Here is an 18322-nt window from a genome sequence, read left to right on the forward strand (position 1 = left end):
CCGCCCCGATGGCGCCGCTGACCGTTGGCTGAACGGATGCTCGACGCACGGGCCCCGCCCCGGGCCCTTCCTGCACAAGGGTGGAGTCGCGGGGCTTGCCGTCAGGCGGTGGCGATGAGCTGCTCGGCGGTCGCCCGCGCCCACAGCTCGGCCTCGGCGAGGGACTCGCGGGTGACGGTCTCGCCCGGCATCTCGTGCGCGTCGACCACCCGCTGCACCGTGTCGACGATGTCGAGGAAGCCGATGCGCCCCGCGTGGAACGCCGCGACCGCCTGCTCGTTCGCCGCGTTGAACACCGCGGGGAAGCTGCCGCCCGCGCGCCCGACCTGCTTCGCCAGAGCGACCGCCGGGAAGGCGACCTCATCCAGCGGCGCGAAGGTCCACTCGTGCGACGCCGTCCAGTCGATCGGGGTGCCGACCCCGGCGACGCGGTTCGGCCAGTCGAGCCCGAGCGAGATCGGCAGCCGCATGTCGGGCGGCGAGGCCTGGGCGATGGTCGAGCCGTCGACGAACTCGACCATCGAGTGCACGACCGACTGCGGATGCACGGTCACCTCGATGTCGGCGTAGGCGACGTCGAACAGCAGATGCGCCTCGATCACCTCCAGCCCCTTGTTGACGAGGGTGGCGGAGTTCGTGGTGACGACGAGACCCATGTCCCAGGTGGGGTGGGCGAGGGCCTCCCGCGGGGTGACGTCGGCCATCTGCTCGCGCGTGCGGCCTCGGAACGGGCCGCCCGACGCCGTGAGCACGAGCCGGGACACCTCGGCCGCCGTGCCCGAGCGGAGCGCCTGCGCGATGGCGGAGTGCTCGGAGTCGACGGGGACGATCTGCCCAGGGGCCGCGGCGCTCCGCACGAGGTCGCCGCCGACGATGAGGCTCTCCTTGTTGGCGAGGGCGAGGGTGCGGCCGGCCTCGAGCGCGGCGAGCGTCGGCCCGAGACCGACGCTTCCGGTGATGCCGTTCAGTACGACGTCGGCCTCGACGTCGCGCACGAGCTGCTCGGCCTCCAGTTCGCCGAGGCCGGTGTCGGCCACCCTGAACTCGGCCGCCTGCGTGTCGAGCACCGTGCGGTTCGTGCCGGCCACCAGGCCGACCACCTCGAAGCGCTCGGGATCGGCCCGGATGACGTCGAGCGCCTGGACGCCGATGGAGCCGGTGGAACCGAGGATGATGACGCGTCTCATGTCGCCATCATCGCGCATCCGCCGGGGAACGGCAGAACGTGACCGGGGCTGGGGAGGAACACGACGGGGCCGCCCTCTGTGGAGGACGGCCCCGTCGGGAAGCAGTGCTGCAGGCTACGCCGAGGCGCTCGCGAGGATGTCGACCACGAACACCAGGGTGTCGGTGCCCGAGATGCCGGCGGCGCTGTTGCCCTCGGAGCCGTAGCCGAGCTCCGGCGGGATGACGACGAGGACCTGCGAGCCGACGGTCTGGCCGACGAGGGCCGCGGAGAAGCCCTTCACGACGCCCGTGGTCTGGAAGGTGGTCGGGCCGCCGGTGCCCCAGCTCTGGTCGAAGACCTTGCCGGTGCCCCAGATGACGCCCTGGTACTGCACGGTCACGTTGTCGCCGTCACCGACGACGACGCCGTCACCCTTCTTCAGGGTCTCCATCTTCAGCTCGGTCGGCGGGTCGGCGTCGGGGATCGTGACGGTGGGCGCGCCGTCGTCGGCGAGCTCGACGGTGGGGAAGCCGTCCTGGGCGGGCTGGTCGACGCCGTCCGCGCGGTCGGGGATGATCGCCTCGATGTCGGCGACCATGACGAGCGAGTCGGTGGCCGCGACGCCGAGGGATTCGTTGCCCTGGTCGCCGAAGGCCTCGGCCGGCGGGATGACCGCGACGACGCGCGAGCCGACGGTGTTGCAGAGCACGGCCTTCAGGAGGCCCGGGATGTACTGGCTGTCGTCGGTGCTGAGCTGCAGCGCGGTGCCGCCCTCGTCGAGGGTGGAGAAGACCTTGGTGCCGCTGGTGCCGTTGTAGACGGTGAAGTCGACCGTCGCGGTCATGCCCGACTCGATCGTCTCGCCGTCACCCTCGATGGCGACGGTGCGCTCGGTGGTGTCGACGTTCAGCGGGCCGGTGAAGCTCGTGGTGGGCGCGGCGCCGAAGTCGCCGGTGACCGTGACGGACTTCGAGGCGCTGCCGTCGGTCGCGCACTGCACGGCGTCGGCGGCCGGCGACGAGGTCGCGTCGTCGGTCGAGGGGGTCGAGGCCGAGCAGCCGGCCAGCAGGAGCGTGGCGGCGACGGCTGCGGCGGCGAAGGCCGGGAGTGAGCGCATGAGTCCTCTTCGTGACAATGGGGGGAAGCGCCCAGTCTCGCCCAGCCTCCTTGCCGCAAGCTGGTGACGCGCTGGGAGCGACCCACCCCGCCCCGAACCTCCACCCGCCGCCGACTCACGAAGAAGCCGCCGGTCCGCGTCAGGCGCTGCCGGATGCGGGCGGCGCGGCGGGGGTGGCGGGGGCGGCGGGGGTGGCGGGCGCGGCGGGGGCGGCGCGGCGGGGGTTCTGGATGCCCACGAGGGAGACGAGCCCGCCCGCCACGAAGAAGATCGCCGCGACGAGCACCACCCGGTGGAACCCCGCGAGGTCGAGCACCGCGGTGCCGGCGATGAGGCTCGCGAGCGCCACGGCGATCAGCCCCGCCACTCGCGAGACCGCGTTGTTCACCGCCGAGGCGATGCCCGAGCGCGCCGGGTCGATTGCACCGAGGATGGCCGCCGTGAGCGGGGCGACCGTGATGGACATGCCGAGGCCGAAGACGAGGATGGCCGGCAGCACCTGCGTGACGTAGTCGGCACTCTCGTCGACCCGCAGCATCAGCAGGAACCCGGCGCCGGCGAGAAGTGGCCCCACCGTCATGAACAGCCGCGGCCCGATGCGCCCCGAGAGGCGCCCGAACAGCGACGACAGCCCGATCAGCAGCAGGCTCGTGGGGATCATGGCGAACCCCGCCTCGGTAGCGCTGTAGCCCGCCACCTGCTGCAGGAACACCGCGATGCTGAAGAAGCCGAGCGACAGCGCCCCGTAGATGAGGAACGTCGCGACGTTGCCGACCGAGAAGTTGCGAACCCGGAACAGCGCCAGCGGCAGCATCGGCTGCTTCGCCAGCCGCTCGTTCACGAGGAACCCGGCGAACGCCAGCACCCCGACCACGAGCGGCACCAGCACCACGGGCGAACCCCAGCCGAAGTTGGCCTGCTCGATCAGCGCGAACACCGGAAGCCCGAGCCCCACGATGCCGAGCAGCGCCCCCAGCACGTCGATGCGCGCCCCCGTGGCGTGGTGCGCGTCACGCGGCAGCCGCACGACGAGCACGACGGCGACCACGATCGGCAGCACGTTGATGCCGAACACGAGCCGCCACGAGAGCTGGTCGACGAGCACCCCGCCGAGGATGGGGCCGGCGATGTTGGCGACACTGGTGAACGCCGTCCACGTGCCGATCGCACGGCTCTGCGCCGGCCCGCTGAAGTTCGCCAGGATCAACGCGAGCGAGGAGGGCACGAGCAGCGCCCCTGCGACCCCCTGCAACCCCCGCGACACGATCAGGAATTCGATGGTGGGCGCGAAGGCGCACGCGAGCGACGTCACTCCGAAGCCCACCAGCCCGACGAGCAGCACCCGTTTGCGGCCGAACACGTCGCTCAGCGACCCGGCGAGCAGGATGACCGCACCGAGGGTGATGAGGTACGCGTCGACCACCCATTGCTGCGACGACAGCTCGCCGCCGAGCTCACGGCTGATGGCCGGCAGCGCGACGTTGATGACCGTGGCGTCGAGGAACGAGATGAACGCGCTCAGGATCGCCACGACCAGCACGAGGCGCTGGGGGGAGGACATCTTCTCGGCCATCTGCACAGTCTCGTGCATCCGGAACCCGGGGGCGACCGCCGTCTGTCGAATGGGGAAGGAACCGCCGTAGGGTGTGGCTGTGCAGGACGAGACGGCGACCCGAGCCGCCCGAGCGCGTGCCCACGACGCCGCCGAGCGGGCCCAGCGCACGCTCGACGACCGCTTCTCGGTGCCGTGGCTGCCGGGTGCGGCGCTGAATGTCGCGCCGCCGAGCATCCGTCGCCTGCCCCAGCTCGTGCCGCTCAACCACTGGTGGCTCTCGCATCTGATCGAGGCCCGCCTCGACGCCTTCCACCGAACGGGCGACACGCGCCGGCTGCGGCAGGCCCGAGACGTGCTGCGGCTGCTGCGCCTGCGCAATCGTGGCCTCGCGAACGACTACTTCGACGACATGGGTTGGCTCACCCTGGCCCTGATCGGACTCTTCGACGCCACCGCCGATGCGCGCCACCTCCGTGACGCCGAGGGGCTGTGGCGGCGCATCCGCAACCGCGGCTGGAACGACCACGAGGGCCCGAGCGTGGCGTGGCGCGAGCAGCAGCCCGCCTACAAGAACGCCCCGAGCAACGGCGCCTTCGCGCTCGCCTCGGCCCGCCTGCACGCCCGCACCGGCGAGCCGCGCTACCGCGACGCCGCCGACGAGACCGTCGCCTGGCTCACCGAGCACCTGATCGCCCCCGACGGCACCGTGCTCGACGGCGTCAACCGCGAGGGCGACCACCGCGTCGACGCCGACTGGGTGTTCAGCTACAACCAGGGTGTGGTCGCGGCGGCGCTGCTCGAGCGGGCCTGGGTTCCGGATGCTCCGGCCGAGGCCTCCCGCGTCGCCCGGGCCGCGCTCCCCCGCCTCGCACCGCACGGTCTCGTCGAGGGCGAGACGGCCCGCGCCGACCACCCGGGCGGAGGCGACGCCGGCCTGTTCAAGGGCATCCACATCCGCTACCTCGTCGAGGTCGCGCAGGCCCTGCCGCCCGGCGACGACCGCCACGCTCTTGCGAGGTTCGTCGAGACGGCGACGGATGCCTTGATCCGCACCCAGTCGGCCACGCCCGACGGCCGCGTGGGCGACGACTGGGGCCGCCCGGCCCCGCCGGTCACGTTCCTCTCGACGCAGCTCGCGGTCACCCTCGCGCTCGAAGCGCGCTGGCGCCTGGAGCGCGGCGCCGCCCGGCCCATGCCCCCTCGGGCCTAGGCGCGCTGCACGACGTGCACCGCGAGGCGCGGTCGTGCGTCGACCGGGGCCTCGACGTCCACCGTCACGGTGCGGGCCAGGTCGACTCCCGGGGGCCCTGTGAGAGGCCGGATGCCCGGCACCTCGTCCACGGCGACGACGAACCGGTGCCGGCCGTCCGTGACAGGCGCGGCACCCGTGCCGGCGGTCCCGCTCCCGTGCGCGCCCGCGCCCGCGCTCGCGCCCGCATCAGCACCCGCACCCGCACCCGCGCTAGCGACCGCGCCTGTACCAGCGAACGTCGGATCGGCGATCGACGCCGCAACCCGCACCGCTCTCGCCTCGCCGACCGCCACCGCGGTGAGCTCCACCGTGCGCCCGAGAGCGGTCCGCGCATCCGCCCCCGCCCCCACCAGCGCGACCGCCTCGGCCCGGAACGCCTCGCCGAGGGTGCCCCGCAGCGTGCGACCGATCAGCACGAGGTGCACGACCTCGCCCGCGCTCACGGCTACCCGCCCGAACCGATCAGCCGACGACGAGCCGCGGCTCGTGGTGCACCGGGAAGTTCACCGAGCTCGCGATGAAGCAGACCTCGTACGCCTCGCGGTGCATCGTGCGGAACAGCTCGTCGTCGACGGGTGCGGTGACGGTGACCACGGGGTGCAGCGTGACCGAGGTGAACCGGCCGCCGTCGCCCTGCTGCTCCATCGTGCCCCGGGCGGCATCCGTGTAGCCGGTGACGACCACGCCGTGCTTCACCGCGACGTGCAGGAAGGAGAGCATGTGGCACTCGGCGAGGGCCGCGAGCAGCAGCTCCTCGGGGTTCCAGCGGTCGGCGTCGCCATGGAAGGTGCGGTCGGCCGACGCCTCGAGCTCGTGCTTGCCCGACGCGGTGACGACGCTCTGCCGGCCGTACTCGCGGTAGCCGCTCGTGCCGGTGCCGCGATTGCCAAGCCAGGCGACATCGACGCTGTAGTGATGCTCACGATTCACCCGGCCATGCTAGCGCGGGGGTGTCGGAGGGCTGGCCTAAACTCGGAGGACTATGACTGACATCCTCGACACCCCGGTCGCCACCCCCGTCTACACGGTCCCCCAGGAGCGGAAGATCGTCACCGCCGTTCCCGGCCCGAAGTCACAGGAGCTGCACCGGCGACGCCTCGAGGTCGTGCCGCCCGGGGTCTCCAGCGCGCTGCCGGTCTACATCGCCAAGGCGAACGGCGCCATCCTGGTCGACGTCGACGGCAACCAGTTCATCGACCTGGGCGCCGGCATCGGCGTCACGACGATCGGTCACACCGAGGCGTCGGTCGTCGCGGCCGCCGCGGCCCAGCTGCACGACGTGACGCACACGCTGTTCACCATCACGCCCTATGAGGAGTACGTGCGGGTGGCCGAGCTGCTCGCCCAGCACACCCCCGGCGACTTCGCCAAGCGCACCGTGCTCGTCAACTCCGGCGCGGAGGCAGTCGAGAACGGCGTGAAGATCGCCCGCAAGCACACCGGCCGCAACGGCGTCGCGGTGCTCGAGCACGCCTACCACGGCCGCACCAACCTCACGATGGCCATGAACTACAAGGCCTCCCCCTACGCCACCGGCTTCGGCCCGTTCGCCGGCGACGTCTACCGCGCGCCGAACTCGTACCCCTACCACGACGGCCTCTCGGGCGCCGAGGCGGCGGCCCGCACCATCGCCTACCTCGAGAAGACCGTCGGCGCGGCCGATCTCGCCTGCCTCGTGGTCGAGCCCATCCAGGGCGAGGGCGGCTTCGTCGTGCCGGCACCGGGCTACCTCACCGCTCTGCAGGAGTGGTGCACCGCCGAGGGCATCGTCTTCATCGCCGACGAGATCCAGTCGGGCATGGCCCGCACGGGTGAGTACTTCGCGAGCAGCCACTTCGGCCTCGTTCCCGACATGGTGCTCTCGGCCAAGGGCATCGCGGGCGGCCTGCCGCTCGCGGGTGTCACCGGCCGCGCCGAGATCATGGACTCCGCCCAGCCCGGCGGGCTCGGCGGCACCTTCGGCGGCAACCCGGTCGCCGCCGCCGCGGCGGTGGCCGTGTTCGAGTCGATCGAGTCGAACGACCTGCTCGCCGAGGCGAAGCGCATCGAGACCGCGCTGGTCGGCGGGCTCACCGAGCTGCAGCAGAAGTACGACGTCATCGGTGAGATCCGCGGAATCGGCGCGATGATCGCGATCGAGCTCGTGCAGCCGGGCACCGCCTCCACCACGAAGGCCCCCAACTCGGATGCCGTCAACGCGATCGTGTCCTACGCCACCCAGCGGGGTGTGCTCGTGCTCACGGCGGGTACCTACGGCAACGTGCTGCGCTTCCTGCCGTCGCTCGCCACGAGCGACGCGCTGATCGCCGACGCGCTGTCGGTGATCGACGAGGCGTTCGCGCAGCTGTGAGTCTCGACCACACCGGCCGCCACGCCGGCGCGGCCCCTGAGTCGGCAGAGCCCGCGGCCGCGGTCGCCCGCACCGATCCCGGCACCGCCGGCCTCGCCGACTCGGTCGAGCTCGCGGTGCTCGAGCGCAACGGCTTCGTCGAGTCGCGCCACATCGGCTCGGCCGTCGTTCTCGACGCCGCGGGCGAGATCGCGATCGCGGTCGGCTCCCCCGAGCTGCCGGTCTACCCCCGCTCCTGCATGAAGCCCTTCCAGGCCCTCGCGGTACTCGAGTCGGGCGTCGATCTCGACCCCGTGCAGACCGTGCTCGCCACGGCGAGCCACGCGGCGACCCCCGAGCACGTGCGCGTGGTCGACTCCATCCTCGAGAAGGGCGGGCTCGACGCCGACGACCTCGGCTGCCCGCCGGACTGGCCGGGCGACTCGGCGGCCCGCGACGGCGTGATCCGGGCCCACGGGCACAAGGAGCGCATCTTGATGAACTGCTCAGGCAAGCACGCCGCGATGCTGCTCGCCTGCGTTAAGAACGGGTGGGACACCGCGAGCTACCTCGACCCGGAGCACCCGCTGCAGCAGCGCATCCTCGCCGTGGTCGAGCGCGAGACCGGCGAGCCGGTCGTGCACTCCGGTGTCGACGGCTGCGGCGCGCCCGTGCACGCGATGTCGCTCGTCGCCCTGGCGCGTGGCATCGGCCGGCTGCGCCGGGCCTCCGAAGGGCCGGCGAAGCAGCTCACCGAGAGCATCCTCGCGAACGGCTGGGCGATCGACGGGCCGGGGCGGGCGAACACGGTGGTCATCGACCGCCTCGGCGTGGTGGCGAAGCTCGGCGCCGAGGGCGTCATGGTCATGGCGACGCCGGATGGAGCATCCGTCGCCCTGAAGATGCTCGACGGCAGCCTGCGCGCGGCCACGGTCGTGGCGCTCGAGCTGCTCGCGCGGCACGGCTCGGTCACCCGCGAGCAGGTCGCCGAGCTCATCCCCGAGCTCGACCTCGCGGTCTACGGCGGTTCCTCCCTCGTCGGCGCGATCCGCATCTCCCCCACGCTCTAGCCCGTCGCGCGACGAATCGAGACGTCGGAAACCGCCCTCTGAATGTTCCGGAAGGGCGGTTTTCGACGGGTCGATCGGCGCCTCAGCCCAGCTGGCGCGCGAGACGCTTCGCCCGCGCGGCCCGCGAGACCTGCGTCACCACCACGATCACGATCGCCAAGAGGAACACCGCCGACGCGATCACGTTGACCTGCGCCGGGATGCCGCGAGCGGCCGCGATGTAGATGAACTTCGGGAAGGTGTCGACCGCGCCCGAGTTGAAGTTCGTGATGATGAAGTCGTCGAACGACAGCGCGAACGACAGCAGCGCCGCCGCCGCGATGCCCGGGATGAGCAGCGGGAACGTGATGCGCCAGAACACCTGCCCGGGCGAGCCGTAGAGGTCGCGCCCCGCCTCCTCGAGCGCCGGGTCGAGCGACGCTACGCGCGCCTTCACCGTCACCACGACGAAGCTGATGCAGAACATCGTGTGGGCCAGGATGATCGTACCGAGCCCCTTCTCGGCCCCCACCGTGAGGAACTGCGCGGCGAGGCCGGCGCCCAGCACCACCTCGGGGGTCGCCATCGGCAGGAACAGCAGCAGACTGATCGCCGACCGCGCCTTGAAACGGTAGCGCACCAGCGCGATCGCGATCAGGGTGCCGAGCGCGGTGGCGAGCACCGTCGCGACGACACCCACGAGGATGCTGTTGCCGAACGCCTCGCACAGCCCCTGCGTGTTGCAGACCGTGAGCCACTTGTCGAGCGTGAAGCCCTGCCAGGCGATGTTGAGCTTGCCCGAGTCGTTGAACGAGAAGACGAAGGTGTACGCGATCGGGATCAGCAGGAAGACCAGCGCGATGATCGTGTAGATCCAGAGCCCGAGGCCCTTGGTGCGGCGGGTCATACGAGGTCCTCCGTTCCCGAGCGGCGCACGTAGACGCCGACGATCACCAGGATGACCGCCATCAGCACGATCGACAGCGACGCCGCGGCCGGGTAGTTCTGCAGCACGAGGAAGTTCGCCTCGATCGCGTTGCCCACCATGGCCGTCGACGACGAGCCGAGGAAGTCGCGGCTCGCGTTGATGTAGTCACCGGCCGCCGGGATGAACGTCAGGAGCGTGCCCGAGACGATGCCCGGCATCGACAGCGGGATGGTCACCTTGCGGAAGACCGTGAACGGGCTGGCGTAGAGGTCGGCCCCCGCCTCGATGTAGCGCAGGTCGAGTCGCTCGAGCGTGGCGTACAGCGGCAGGGTCATGAAGGGGATGAAGTTGTAGGTCAGACCGAAGATCACCGAGAAGGTCGTGCCGGTGAGGTGCCCGTCGGACGGCAGGATCGCCACCGCCTTGAGCGCCTGCACGATCGGCCCCTCGTCGGACATGATCTGCTTCCACGCGAGCGTGCGCAGCAGGAAGCTGATGAAGAACGGCGCGATCACGAGCGTCAGCAGCAGGCTCTGCAGCAGCGGCCAGCGCCGGGCCTTCACCCCGATCACGTAGGCGATCGGGTAGCTGATCACGAGCGCGAGCACGGTCGCCACGAGCGCGAAGCCGAAGGCCCGCAGGATGAGCGGCCAGTACTCCCCCACCGAGTCGACGTAGTTCTGCCAGTTGAAGCCGGCCTGGTACTCGCCGATGTCGCCGTCGAGCACGGGCTGCTGGAATGAGGTGATGACCAGCGAGATCAGCGGCGTCAGAAAGAACAGAACGAGGTACAGGATGCCCGGCAGCAGCAGCACGAGCGCGATGAAGCTGCGCTTCTTCGGCGCCTGCTCGACGGCCGGGGTGGACGCGAACGCGGTGAAGGCCATGCCCGCGCCCTACGCCTGCTCGAGCTCTTCTTCGAGCGCGATGCGGCGCTGGATGGCGATGGACTCGGTCGAGTCGTCGGCCACGAAGCGCGGCACCGAGCCCGGCTCGTCGTCGAGGCCGAAGCCGTGCTCGACGTTCCACGACAGCCACACCTCGGCGCCGACGTTCACCACCGGGCCGAACACCATGTTCTGCGCGAACACGACGAGTTCGCCCACGTGCGGGATCTCGACGAGGTACTGCGTGCTCACGCCCGAGAACGACACGTCGGTCACGCGGCCGGGGCCCAGCACGTTGCGACCCGTCTCGGCGGCGGGAGCCGAGGTGAGCAGCGACACCTTCTCGGGTCGCACCCCGATCGCGACCTCGCCGGCGTGACGACGGCTCCGGATGCGCGGCACCACGATCGGCACCCCGGCGACGTCGACCGTGATGTGGTCGGGCCCGCTCGCGACCACGTCGCCCGTGAACAGGTTCGACTGCCCGAGGAAGTTCGCCACGAAGGCCGTGCGCGGCAGCTCGTAGAGCTCCTCGGGGGCGCCGAGCTGCTCGATGCGTCCCTTGTTCATCACGGCGACGGTGTCGGCCATGGTCATGGCCTCCTCCTGGTCGTGCGTGACGTGCAGGAAGGTGAGGCCGACCTCGGTCTGGATGGTCTTCAGCTCGAGCTGCATCTGGCGCCTGAGCTTCAGGTCGAGCGCGCCGAGCGGCTCGTCGAGCAGCAGCAGGGCCGGCCGGTTGACGATGGCGCGGGCCAGTGCGACTCGCTGCTGCTGACCGCCCGAGAGCTGCGCCGGGCGACGGGTCGCGAGGTGGTCGAGCTCGACGAGCTTCAGCGCCTCGTGCGCCTTCGCGACCGCGTCGCCGATCTTGCGGCGTTTGAGCCCGAAGGCGACGTTCTCGAGGATCGACATGTGCGGGAACAGCGCGTACGACTGGAAGACCGTGTTGACCGGGCGCTGATACGGCTTCGTCGCGGTGACGTCCTTGCCGCCGATCAGGATCGAGCCCTCGGTGGGCTCCTCGAGCCCGGCGACCAGCCGGAGGGTGGTCGTCTTGCCGCAGCCCGACGGGCCGAGCAGGGCGAAGAACGACCCCGCCGGGATGGACAGGTCGAGGTCTTCGATGGCGGTGAAGCCGGGGAACCGCTTGGTGATACCCGACAGCTGGAGGTCGGCGCCGCTCTCGGCGAAGGATGCGATGGCCATCAGCTGCCCAGCAGCACCTTCTGGAACTGGGCCTGGTAGTCGTTCTCCTCCTGCGGGGTGAGGGTGCGGAACACGTGCACGGTGCTCAGCGTCTCCTCGTCGGGGAAGATCAGCTGGTTGGCCGCGAGCTCGGGGTCGATGGCGTCCATCGCCTCTTTCGCTCCATTGACCGGGGTCACGTAGTTGACCCAGGCGGCGAGCTCGGCCGCCACCTCGGGCTCGTAGTAGTAGTTCATGACGGCCTCGGCGTTGGCCTTGTGGGTCGCGCCCATGGGCACGACGAAGGTGTCGTTCCAGAGCGTGCCGCCCGCATCCGGAATCGCGAACTCCCACTTGTCGCCCGCCTGCGCGTTCAGCGAGGTGATGTCTCCCGACCAGCAGATGGCGGCGTAGGTGTCTTCGGACTGCAGGTCGTTGAGGTAGGCGTTGCCCTTGATGTTGCGGATCTGGCCGTTCTCGACCTGCTCGGTGAAGGCATCCATCGCATTGGCGAACTCGTCGTCGCCCCACTCGCCCGTAATGTCGGTGCCCTGGTTCAGCATGATCAGGCCCATGGTGTCGCGCATCTCGCTCAGCACGCCCACACGGCCCTTGAGGTCGGCGGCCCAGAGATCGTCGACCGACTTGAGGCCTCCCGGCACCTTCTCCTTGTTCCAGCAGATGCCGGCGAAGCCGCCCTGCCAGGGCAGCGAGAGGTTGCGGCCCTTGTCGAAGTCGGGGTTCGCGAAGCTGTCGCTGAGGTTCGCGATGTTCGGGATGTTGGCGTGGTCGAGCTCCTGGAGGTAGCCGTTGCGCACGAGGCGGGCGACCATCCAGTCGGTGAGGCAGACGGTGTCGGCGCCGATCGACTGCCCGAGGGCCAGCTGATCCTTGACCTTGGCGTAGTAGCTGTTGTTGTCGTCGACCGCCACGTTGTAGGTGACGGTGATGCCCGACTCGTTCTCGAAGCCCATCAGGGTCGGGTAGTCGCCGGCGTCGTCCTCGTCCATGTAGGCGGGCCAGTTGTCCCAGGTGAGGGTCTTCTCGGAGGCGCTGACGTCTTTCGCGGGCGTCAACTCCTTCTTCTCGGCGGGGGCGCAGGCGGCCAGGGCGAGGGCGGTGGCGCCGACGCCCGTGGCACCGAGGAAGCCACGGCGCGTGAGCTGCACGGCCCGGGCGCGCTGCATCGCCTGGGAGTATCGGATCGCCTGCAGGATCTGGGGGTCTCGCGGTGTGCGCACGGAATATTCCTCCCTGAAATGAGTGACTCGATACTGGCACACGGGCACTGCCGAGGGTTAGCGCGAACGACGAAAAACACGCCCGCGAAACATACTCGTTACGAAATCAGTGCCGGATGACGCGATCGACGACTCTTTTCGCCAGTGGGGGCGTTCAGGGGTTCGCGGCGTCAGCGCACGTCGAACCACTCGTCGCCGATGCCGACGCGGCTGCCGCGGGCCACCCGGATGCGCACGCCCGGCTCGAGCTCCGTGCTGCGGGAGCGGGTCGCGTGTTCGGTCGAGGCCACGCCCAGGTCGGGCGGGCCGACGACGCGGGTGCCGTTGGAGGAGTGGCGGTCGGTGATCCAGAGCGTGTCGCCGTCGACGTCGAAGGCGAGGTGGGTCTTCGAGACGCTGCGCTGCGGGTCGATGAGCTGCACGAGGTAGTCGACGTGCTCGCCCTCCGCGGGCCGGGGGTTGCGGCCGACGAGGCCGGGGCCGTGTACGCGGATGCTCTCGCCGGTGCTGAAGGTGAGGGTGAACGCGGGGCGTGGTGTGGGGTCGGTGGGTGGCGCGGCGGCCGGTGCCGGTGCGGGTGGTGTCGGGTCGGCGGGCGCGGCCGGCGGTGTCGGTTCGGCGGATGGCGGCGCGGCCGGCGCCGGGTCGGTCGACGTCGGCTCGTGTGGCGCAGCCGTTGGCGGCGCGGGGGGTGTCGCCTGGGTCGGCGCAGGGGCGGGTGCCGCCGCGCGGGCCGCGGCTTCGGACACGAGGGCGCCGAGGAGGGCGCGCCGGTCGTAGCGGGCCGTGTCGCCGAGGGTGGGGCGGGGCGCGATCGCCGAGGCTCCGCACTCACCGCAGAGCAGGGCACCCGCACTCAGGGTCGTGCCGCAGGTTCTGCACGTCACCGCTTCGACCGCCCGTTCATGTCCTTGCCATGATAAGCGCGCAGCGACCGGAGCGAGAGCCGGGCCCGCAGGCGCGCGAGCCCGCCCGCCCGGGCGAGGAGCCGGCGACGCTCGGCATCCGACGCGGCCCAGAGGGCGTCGAGCTCGGCCGCCGTCGGGTCGCCCGGGCCGTAGAGCGCCTCGTCGACCCGCTCGGCCAGCGCGAGGCCCCCGGCGGAGTCGAGTGTGACGGCGGTCTCCCGCCGGGTGGACCGCGGCGGAGGTGCCGCACCGCTGTCCCGGGCGGTGTCGACGAGCTCGGCCCAGCTCCCGGCCGCCTGCGTGCGCACGGTGCCGGTGCTGCGGCGCCGGGCACGGCGCCGCGCCTTGAGCGCCAGCACGGTGGCGAACGGTGCGAGCAGCACGGCGAGCACCACGAGCGCGATCCCCGCGCCCAGAACTATCGCGAGGATCGGGCCCGCGCTGTCGGCCGGCGGAACCGGACGGTCGTCGCTCTCCTGCGACGGGGTGCCGTTCCGGGCGTCGTCGAGCGTGTCGGAGGCCGGCGGGAGCACGTCGGGGGGCTGCACGGAGGCGGCGGCGTCCTCGAGGGCGCTCGGCGGGACCGGCCTCACCTCCGGCGTCGGGTCGATCGCGACCCAGCCCTGCCCGGCGGCGTACACCTCGAGCCACGCGGTGGCGTCGCTCCCCCGCACCGCGACGGCCTCGCCCGCCTGGGACGCGACGGCCGCCTGGCCCGCCCCGGCCGCCTGGCCCGACTCGGCCACCCCGCCCGCCGGTGCGTCGGCGGCCCCGGACGGGACCACGAAGCCGACGGCGACGCGGGACGGGAAGCCCGCCGCCCGCGCGAGCAGGGCGGCGGCCGCGGCGTACTGCTCGGCGTCGCCGAGCATGGGCGACGCGGTCAGGAGCTCCTCGAGGCGATCGGCGCCATGGCCCGAGCGGCTGAAGACCTCGTCGCCCGTGGCGCCCGACCGGTAGCCGCTGCGGAGCCCCGCCACGATGCCCGCCAGGCGCTCGCCCGGTGGTCGGGAATCGGGGGCCCACTCGGCGAGGCGTCCGGACAGGGCATCCGGAGCCGTGGCCGCCGGGGTCACCGCGCCGCCCGGTTCGAGAACGGCGAGGGATGCGGCATCGACGAACGGCGCGGAGGCCGCCCCCGTAACCGTGTACCCGTCGCCCGCCTCGAGCGGCACGAGGTCGGCGACGGTCGACAACCGGCGGCTGGCGAACAGCTCGTTCTGCAGCGCCTCCGCCTCGGGGCCCGAGAACTCCACGGCCGCGGCGCCGTCGGGCACGGGGACCCACACGCCCGAGTAGCCCTCGACCGTCACGGTCACGACCGCCGCGGCGTCGCCTCCGCCACCGGTCGCGGCGTCGCCTGCGCCGCCGAGCCGCCCCGTGACCCGCTGAAAGAGATCGTCCCGCGAGACGGCGACATCGCCGACCCCGGCAGATGACAGCGCCGCCGGCGGGGTGTCGGTGCCGGCGGCGGAGAAGACGACGCCGTCGTAGGCGTCGAGCCGGGCGAGGGTGAGCCGGGATCCGGGCTCGGCGCCCGTCACGGTGAGCAGCGTCGCATCGGCGGCCGGCTGCTTCAGCAGAGCTCGCAGGCCCGACAGCGGGCTGGCGTAGTCTCGGGCGTCGAACGACGGCTCGACCGCCTCGCGGGCCACCGACCGGTCGGGCGCGGGGAGCCCGCCCACCGCGAGGCCGGCGGCCACCGCCGACACCCCCACGAGCGCCACGGCCGCGACCGCCGAGCGCGGCCGCCGAGGCCCGGCACCAGCCCCTCCGGCGCCGCCGACCGTCGAGGAACCCTGCGACCGCACCGGCGCCGAAGACCCCCACGGGGGACGCCCGGCCTCCGGCTCGGCACGCGCGAGTACCAACCAGAGCAGTGAGCCGACGGCGAACGCCCCACCGAGCAGCACCGGAGCGAAGCCGCGCGAGCCGCCGACCGCGATGCCGGCGGCGAGCACCGCCGTCGGGAGCAGCAGTGCGATAGAGGGTCGCGGCGTGCGCGTCGCGACGGTGGTGCCCACGACCGCCGCCGCGAGCGTGAGCGAGAACACCGGGACGAGCAGCGCCTGATAGTCCCCGACCGGGAGCTCGATGCTGATCAGCTGCCGCCACCCGGTCGCCGTGGTGACGATCAGGTCGACGAGACCCTGTCCCGTCGGCAGCACCCCGCCGAGCGCCTCACCCGGCACCGCGACCGGAACACCGAGCACGAGCCACGCGAGAACGGTCGCTCCGAGGACGACGGGGCCGCTCCACCGGAACGCCGCCCCCAGGGCGCCGATCGCGACCCCGGCGACGATGGCGATCCCCGCAGCGAGCACGAACGACACCGACTCGTGCACCGGCCACCACGACACAGCGGCCACGCCGAGCAGCAGCGCCAGCCCTATCGCCCGGTTCCGGATGCTCCGAGCGCGGGCGCGACCGCCCCCATCCCGACGCGGCCGGGTCGCGGGCGCGGGCGCGGACGCGGACGCGGACGCGGACGATGCCCCCATCACGCACCCCCCGCCCGAGCCAGCGCCCGCACGAGATCGTCGAGGTAGCCGATCCGCAGGATCCGCAGCGCCTCGATGCGCACGAGGCTGACCGGCGCCTCGGGCGCGACGACCACCGCCACCACCTCCACCCCCGGCGCGAAGTGCGAGGCCGCCGCCCGCAGGCGACGGGCGGGCACGGTCGAGCCGCAGACGAGGAAGACGAGCGACGCGTCGGGCGCCTGCTCCCCCACCGTCCGGGCCAGAGCGGTGACCGACGTCGCACCGGGCGCCGGATCGATCCCACTCAGGTCGTCGAGCAGCTCCCGGCGACCCCGGGTGCGCAGTCGGCCCGCCTCGCCACGGGTGCGCGGGGCCCCGGCGTACACCGACAGGCTCGTCCCGTCGGCGATCGCGCGGGCACCGATCGACCCCACCGCGCTCACCGCCAGCTCGAACTCCTCGTCGCTGCCGTAGTCGTCGGCCGCGAGCGACTGCAGCACGATCAGGTGACTGCGCCGCGTCTGCTCGAACTGCCGCACGAGGAAGCTCCCCGTCTTCGCGGTGCTCTTCCAGTGGATGTGCCGCCGGTCGTCACCCGAGACGTAGGGCCGCAGCGCGTGGAACGCGATGTCGCTGTCGGTCAGGTCGGGGGTGGCGATACCCTCCAGGTCGCGCAGCAGCCCGCTCGTGGCGACGGCGATGGCGGCGATCGGCGGATGCACGAACAGCAGCGCCTCCCCGCTCCGCGCCGACTCCCGACGGGCGAACCCGAACGGGTCCCGGCGCACGAGCGTCACCGGCCCGAGCTGCACGACCCCGCGCCGCCCCGCCGGCACGGGCAGCAGCACCTCGCGGGTCTCCCCCGCGTCGACGGCGGGCAGACGGATGCTCTGCAGCACGTCGCCGACGGGCAGCTCGGCGTCCTGAGCCCGCTGCGCCCGGCCGCCGTCGCCCGTGACGCACACCACGACCGTCGCCGTGCCGCCCGCCACCACCTGTCGCTCGAGCACCGAGATGGCGACGGCACCGGGGCGCCGCCCCACGAGGAAGAGGGCGGCGACCACCACGACGAGGGCGCCGCTCAGTCCCACGACGAGGAACTCCGCCCAGCCGAGGCCGACCCCGAGCCCGAGCCCGACCACGGCGACCACCAGTGCCGCCCACCCGGCCGCCGAGACCGACACGGCGCGCGGCGGAGTGCGGATCGGCCGCACGACCGATTCACCGGCGGCGGGACTGCCGCTCATGCGCCCGGTGCGTCCTCGGGCGGTGCGACGTCGAGCAGCACGCGCGAGACGACGCCGAGGGCGGTGACCCCGTCGAACTCCGCCTCGGGATCGAGCACCAGACGATGCGCCAGCACCGGGCCCGCGAGCGCCTTGACGTCGTCGGGGATGACGTAGTGGCGGCCATCCGATGCCGCGTAGGTCTTGGCGGCACGCACCAGAGCGAGGGCGGCCCGCACGCTGCCGCCGAGGCGGGTCTCCTCGGCGTCGCGAGTGGCCTGCACGAGGCGGGAGACGTAGTCGTTGATCGCGGCGTCGACGTGCACCGAGCGGGCCTCCGACGCGAGCAGGGTGACGCCTTCCGCGGTAATGACGGCCGGCTTCGACTCGCCGTGGGCGCGCTCGGTGGCACCGGCGAGGATGCGCAGCGTCGTCGCGTGGTCGGGGTAGCCGATCGAGGTCTTGATCAGGAAGCGGTCGAGCTGGGCCTCGGGCAACCGATAGGTGCCCGCCTGCTCGATGGGGTTCTGGGTGGCGATCACCATGAACGGCTCGCCGACCGGATGGGACACGCCGTCGACCGTGACCCGCCCCTCCTCCATCACCTCGAGCAGCGCCGCCTGCGTCTTCGGGCTCGCGCGGTTGATCTCGTCGGCGAGCACCACATGGGCGAAGACCGGCCCGGGGTGGAAGTCGAAGGCGCCGCTGCGCTGGTCGTAGACACTCACGCCGGTGATGTCGCCGGGCAGCAGATCGGGGGTGAACTGGATGCGGCTCGACGAGCCCCGCACGCTGTCGGCGATCGCCCGGGCGAGGGAGGTCTTCCCGGTTCCCGGAGCGTCTTCGAGCAGCAGGTGCCCCTCGCTGAAGAGAGCCACGAGAGCGAGGCGGATGACGTGCGCCTTGCCGTGCAGCGTCTGCTCGATCGTCGCCGTGAGGCGGTCGAAGACGTCGGCGAACCGCACCGCCTGCTCGCTCGTCATCGTCATCG

General features: G+C 72.1%; 16 protein-coding genes. 3 read left to right on the forward strand and 13 right to left on the reverse strand.

Annotated elements, in window-relative coordinates:
• Nucleotides 1-101: 101 nt before the first annotated feature.
• The 3 genes from dxr to NVV95_RS02320 all read right to left on the reverse strand — a co-directional run bounded on the left by dxr (nt 102) and on the right by NVV95_RS02320 (nt 3858).
• Nucleotides 102-1187, reverse strand: a complete 1086-nt coding sequence (gene dxr, locus NVV95_RS02310) for a 1-deoxy-D-xylulose-5-phosphate reductoisomerase (RefSeq protein ID WP_259484915.1) — start codon at nt 1185-1187, stop codon at nt 102-104.
• Between the two features lie 114 nt (nt 1188-1301).
• On the reverse strand, nt 1302-2285 hold the full coding sequence (locus tag NVV95_RS02315; protein ID WP_259484916.1) for an FKBP-type peptidyl-prolyl cis-trans isomerase: 984 nt from the start codon (nt 2283-2285) through the stop codon (nt 1302-1304).
• Between the two features lie 139 nt (nt 2286-2424).
• Nucleotides 2425-3858: an MFS transporter gene (locus NVV95_RS02320; RefSeq protein ID WP_259484917.1), complete on the reverse strand. Its 1434-nt coding sequence runs from the start codon at nt 3856-3858 to the stop codon at nt 2425-2427.
• 79 nt (nt 3859-3937) lie between these two features.
• Between NVV95_RS02320 and NVV95_RS02325 the strand changes: the two genes are divergently transcribed.
• On the forward strand, nt 3938-5050 hold the full coding sequence (locus NVV95_RS02325; protein WP_259484918.1) for a glycoside hydrolase family 76 protein: 1113 nt from the start codon (nt 3938-3940) through the stop codon (nt 5048-5050).
• Here NVV95_RS02325 and NVV95_RS02330 read toward each other — a convergent pair.
• A complete protein-coding gene (locus tag NVV95_RS02330; protein WP_259484919.1) occupies nt 5047-5535 on the reverse strand; it encodes a hypothetical protein in 489 nt (162 codons plus the stop codon). The genes NVV95_RS02325 and NVV95_RS02330 overlap by 4 nt on opposite strands.
• A 19-nt stretch (nt 5536-5554) precedes the next feature.
• Entirely contained in the window at nt 5555-6022 is a 468-nt protein-coding gene (locus NVV95_RS02335; RefSeq protein WP_259484920.1) for an OsmC family protein, read from the reverse strand.
• A 52-nt stretch (nt 6023-6074) separates the two neighbouring features.
• On the opposite strand from NVV95_RS02335, the gene gabT reads away from it, so the two are divergent.
• Nucleotides 6075-7442 carry a 4-aminobutyrate--2-oxoglutarate transaminase gene (gene gabT, locus NVV95_RS02340; protein ID WP_259484921.1) on the forward strand — a complete coding sequence of 456 codons (1368 nt, stop codon included), beginning with the start codon at nt 6075-6077 and terminating at the stop codon, nt 7440-7442.
• The gene (locus tag NVV95_RS02345) at nt 7439-8491 is read left to right on the forward strand and encodes an asparaginase (protein WP_375163772.1); all 1053 of its coding nucleotides are present in this window, start codon (nt 7439-7441) and stop codon (nt 8489-8491) included. The genes gabT and NVV95_RS02345 overlap by 4 nt, the downstream gene beginning before the upstream one ends.
• Before the next feature lie 82 nt (nt 8492-8573).
• On the opposite strand, the gene NVV95_RS02350 is transcribed toward NVV95_RS02345, so the two are convergent.
• The 8 genes from NVV95_RS02350 to NVV95_RS02385 all read right to left on the reverse strand — a co-directional run bounded on the left by NVV95_RS02350 (nt 8574) and on the right by NVV95_RS02385 (nt 18320).
• Entirely contained in the window at nt 8574-9377 is an 804-nt protein-coding gene (locus NVV95_RS02350; protein ID WP_259484922.1) for an ABC transporter permease, read from the reverse strand.
• The gene (locus NVV95_RS02355; protein ID WP_259484923.1) at nt 9374-10285 is read right to left on the reverse strand and encodes an ABC transporter permease; all 912 of its coding nucleotides are present in this window, start codon (nt 10283-10285) and stop codon (nt 9374-9376) included. The genes NVV95_RS02350 and NVV95_RS02355 overlap by 4 nt, the downstream gene beginning before the upstream one ends.
• Before the next feature lie 9 nt (nt 10286-10294).
• Complete coding sequence (locus tag NVV95_RS02360) at nt 10295-11494, reverse strand: ABC transporter ATP-binding protein (RefSeq protein WP_259484924.1); 1200 nt, start codon at nt 11492-11494, stop codon at nt 10295-10297.
• Nucleotides 11494-12714: an ABC transporter substrate-binding protein gene (locus NVV95_RS02365; protein WP_259484925.1), complete on the reverse strand. Its 1221-nt coding sequence runs from the start codon at nt 12712-12714 to the stop codon at nt 11494-11496. The genes NVV95_RS02360 and NVV95_RS02365 overlap by 1 nt, the downstream gene beginning before the upstream one ends.
• Nucleotides 12715-12884: 170 nt before the next feature.
• Nucleotides 12885-13601 carry an FHA domain-containing protein gene (locus NVV95_RS02370; protein WP_259484926.1) on the reverse strand — a complete coding sequence of 239 codons (717 nt, stop codon included), beginning with the start codon at nt 13599-13601 and terminating at the stop codon, nt 12885-12887.
• Nucleotides 13598-15991 carry a transglutaminaseTgpA domain-containing protein gene (locus NVV95_RS02375; protein WP_259484927.1) on the reverse strand — a complete coding sequence of 798 codons (2394 nt, stop codon included), beginning with the start codon at nt 15989-15991 and terminating at the stop codon, nt 13598-13600. Before NVV95_RS02375 ends, NVV95_RS02370 begins: the two co-directional genes overlap by 4 nt.
• A gap of 131 nt (nt 15992-16122) precedes the next feature.
• On the reverse strand, nt 16123-17352 hold the full coding sequence (locus NVV95_RS02380) for a DUF58 domain-containing protein (RefSeq protein WP_259484928.1): 1230 nt from the start codon (nt 17350-17352) through the stop codon (nt 16123-16125).
• Nucleotides 17349-18320, reverse strand: a complete 972-nt coding sequence (locus tag NVV95_RS02385) for an AAA family ATPase (RefSeq protein WP_259484929.1) — start codon at nt 18318-18320, stop codon at nt 17349-17351. Before NVV95_RS02385 ends, NVV95_RS02380 begins: the two co-directional genes overlap by 4 nt.
• Between the last annotated feature and the right edge of the window lie 2 nt (nt 18321-18322).

This window comes from Herbiconiux gentiana (assembly GCF_024978135.1).
GTDB classification, from domain to species: Bacteria; Actinomycetota; Actinomycetes; order Actinomycetales; family Microbacteriaceae; genus Herbiconiux; species Herbiconiux gentiana.

Coding starts and splice junctions, on each gene's coding strand:
- dxr (WP_259484915.1), bottom strand. CDS start 1,187: ATGAGACGCGTCATCATCCTCGGTTCCACCGGCTCCATCGGCGTCCAG.
- NVV95_RS02315 (WP_259484916.1), bottom strand. CDS start 2,285: ATGCGCTCACTCCCGGCCTTCGCCGCCGCAGCCGTCGCCGCCACGCTC.
- NVV95_RS02320 (WP_259484917.1), bottom strand. CDS start 3,858: ATGGCCGAGAAGATGTCCTCCCCCCAGCGCCTCGTGCTGGTCGTGGCG.
- gabT (WP_259484921.1), top strand. CDS start 6,075: ATGACTGACATCCTCGACACCCCGGTCGCCACCCCCGTCTACACGGTC.
- NVV95_RS02350 (WP_259484922.1), bottom strand. CDS start 9,377: ATGACCCGCCGCACCAAGGGCCTCGGGCTCTGGATCTACACGATCATC.
- NVV95_RS02355 (WP_259484923.1), bottom strand. CDS start 10,285: ATGGCCTTCACCGCGTTCGCGTCCACCCCGGCCGTCGAGCAGGCGCCG.
- NVV95_RS02360 (WP_259484924.1), bottom strand. CDS start 11,494: ATGGCCATCGCATCCTTCGCCGAGAGCGGCGCCGACCTCCAGCTGTCG.
- NVV95_RS02380 (WP_259484928.1), bottom strand. CDS start 17,352: ATGAGCGGCAGTCCCGCCGCCGGTGAATCGGTCGTGCGGCCGATCCGC.
- NVV95_RS02385 (WP_259484929.1), bottom strand. CDS start 18,320: ATGACGATGACGAGCGAGCAGGCGGTGCGGTTCGCCGACGTCTTCGAC.